General features: G+C 73.7%; 2 protein-coding genes. Both read right to left on the bottom strand.

Features of this window, described 5'->3' with window-relative positions:
• Positions 1 to 481: 481 nt before the first annotated feature.
• Positions 482 to 688, bottom strand: coding sequence for a hypothetical protein (locus AC5LUJ_RS01505; protein WP_250283324.1), 207 nt, complete (start codon positions 686 to 688; stop codon positions 482 to 484).
• Between the two features lie 97 nt (positions 689 to 785).
• A partial coding sequence (locus AC5LUJ_RS01500; protein ID WP_493464353.1) for a DUF5682 family protein occupies positions 786 to 2,824 on the bottom strand: 2,039 nt, incomplete at its 5' end.

The following is a 2,824-nucleotide window of genomic DNA, read 5'->3' as shown; positions in this document are numbered from 1 at the left end:
GCCGGCGCAGCCGCACGTCCGTCGCGACGACGACCCCCATACCGCCCTCCCTGCTTCCCTGTTCAAGCCTCTTCGGGCTTCCGGGCCTTCATGATCTCCAGCACGATCTCCAGGTGGACGGGATGGCCACAGCCGCATGCCCTCCGGCCAGCGCACCTCCAGCCCTCCGGCCACGCGAGCACAAATGACCGAGTGGCCTTCGGCGAGTACCTCTCCGGGCCTCCACCTCGGCTTCCTCGAGTCCCTCGCCTCGGAACGGACCGGCGGCACACCAACCCACATCCACGTCCACCAGCAAACTTAACCTACAGGAATCGACATACCACCTTTGGTTACGGTCGCACGTAGAGCCCGGCGCTCCCATCGGCCAGCCCGGCCCCCACAGCAACCCACCCCAGCCCTATCCGGGCAGAGAATCACATATCAGGACAAAGAAGGCGCGACAACCACGGACGTGCCCCGTGGCGCCGAAGCACCCCGCTCACCCGCCAGCCGACACCCGCCCATCACTACCCTGGGCAAGCTCCGCTCGCACCTGCGCGACCCGCTGGTGGGAGATACCAAGCAGCTCGGCGACATCACGCACCGACAACGAACCTGGCAACCGGGCGACCGCGCTGCGGATCGCCTCCGCGGACTCCCGCTCCGCCCGCTCCGCGATCGCACGAGCACGACGCGCCGTCGCCACCACCCCTCCAAGCCGGAGCCCATGCCCCAGAGGCCACCCGTGCCTCGGTACGGTCGCAGGAGCATCGATACGATCACCCTACGGCGCATCCAGGTATCTACTCAGGCCGTTCATGCATCGGCTCGGCACCTGTGGGAAATGGATGTGACCGCTGTGGAACCGGCTCCGCGCCGAGCAGCGCCGCCACCGCGTCGGTGGTGGCCGGGTGGGCGGCGAGCAGGTCCGGCACCGGGCCGGCGGCCGGCCGCGCGGGCCCCACCGCGTCGCGCCCCACCGCGTCGGCCCGCGCCCCGGCGGGGCGCGCCTCGGCGGTCGCGGCGTCGGTTGCCGGGGACGGCGGCTGGGCCGACCAGGGGGCGGTCCATGTGTCCAGCGCGGGGAGGGTTCCCGGGAACGTACGGCCCGCCTCCCGCAGCAGCATGGGCATGTGCTCACCGGCGTGGTCGCGCAGCGTCCTGATCAGCGTCGGGAGCCAGGGGAGCAGGACCCGGTCCGGCAGGCGGGCGAACGCCTTGGACATGATCTCGACGACGAACGGTGCCAGCGTCGGCACCGGCTCCAGGGCCTGCACGAAGCCGGCCAGGTAGCGCGGGAACGCGCCAACGACCAGCGGGTTGGCGAGCAGGCCGTCGCAGCGGGCCCGCAGCTCGGCCGGGGTGAGCCGGCCGAGACGGGTCTGCGTGGCCCACAGCAGCGCCGTCCGCTCGGGCTCCCGCGGGTGGGACTGGCGCACGGCCAGCTCCAGCTGGGCCCGGTCACAGCCGAGCGCGAGCGCGAAGTTCTCCAGCGTCAGCAGGAAGCCGAGCATGGAGGCGACCTGGCGCACGCCGGTGCCGTCGGCCGTGAACGCCGTCGGCAGCAGGGTGCAGTAGTGCGCGTAGCCCTCCTTGACGAACCGCTCGCACCACTCCGGCAGGGCCGGCTCGGTGACGCGGTAGCAGTCGAGCAGCCGCCGGATCCGGCGCAGCACCTCCGGCGCGTCGTCCACCGTCCGCTCGCCGGTGAGCAGCTCGACGGCGCGGGCGCCGAGCTCGTCGGCCAGCCGGCGGCTGCCGAGGAACGTGACGGCGTCCTCGACGGCGGCGAGCGCGACGGCCGCGGTGGCCTCCGGATCCCAGGCGGTACGGCGCAGCCGCCGCTGCAGGGCCTGCTCGACGGTGACCGCCTCGTAGCCGAGCTCGATGAGCTCGCGCTGGTGCTTCCCGATCGACAGGTCCCAGCTCTCCTGCGCTGACCGCTCCCCCAGCCGGCGGACGCCGAGGATCGGGCGCACGGCGCCGTCGGGCAGCAGGTAGCGCAGCATCCACAGCAGGTGGGAGCAGTGCGCGAGCTCAGGGGTGGCGGTCAGGTCGAGCAGGGCGCGCTGCACCGTGCGCCTGGACAGGTCGAGCCCGAGCGGGGCCAGCCGGTCGTGGACGTCGCGGGCCAGCGGCGGGAGGGCGTCGTAGCCGACCTGGCCGGCCCGGTCACCGCCGAGCAGGATCTCGCACAGCCGGCGCACGTCGCGCCGGCCGGGCACGACGTCCTTCTCGATGCAGGTGACGGCGGCGTCCTGGAAGTCGTACGGCGTGGGGCGGGCTCGGTTGCGCAGGCCTGCGAGCAGGATCGACGTCTCGAACACGGCGATGGCGTCGGCCGTGCTGGCGAGGTAGCCGTTGCGGCGGGCCAGCCGGACGATGTCGACGCACCAGCCGAGCAGCTCGTCCTCGTCGATCCCGTCCAGCGCCGGCGGGCGCTCCAGGAAGCCGGACAGCCGCTCGGTGCCCGTCCCGGGCCCGCTGCCCGCGCCTGCGCCGGTGGCATCGCCCACGGCCGGGACGGCAGCATCGCCCGCGACAGGGCGGGCGATGCGGGGCCTCGCCGTCCGCCCGGCCTTCTTCGCGGCGCCGGGCTGGCCGGCGAGCCGGAACGGCGCGACACCCGAGCGGGCCAGCGCCTTCGCCCACGTCGCCGCGGCGATCGACACCGAGCCGCCGGCCAGCCCGAACTGGGCCTCGATCGCGGAGTGGCTGGACGGGATGAGCCCGTACAGCCACCTGGTCGGCGTCACCGGGCCGATCTCGTAGCTCGCCACTGGTGCCGCGGCGGCCTCCTGGCCGCGCTCGGCCTGGCCCTGCTCGGCAGGGCCGGCTGACG

The organism is Protofrankia sp. CiP1_Cm_nod3 (genome assembly GCF_982290655.1).
Note: the sequence above shows the minus strand (reverse complement) of the source record. Positions and strands in the feature narration are given on the sequence as shown.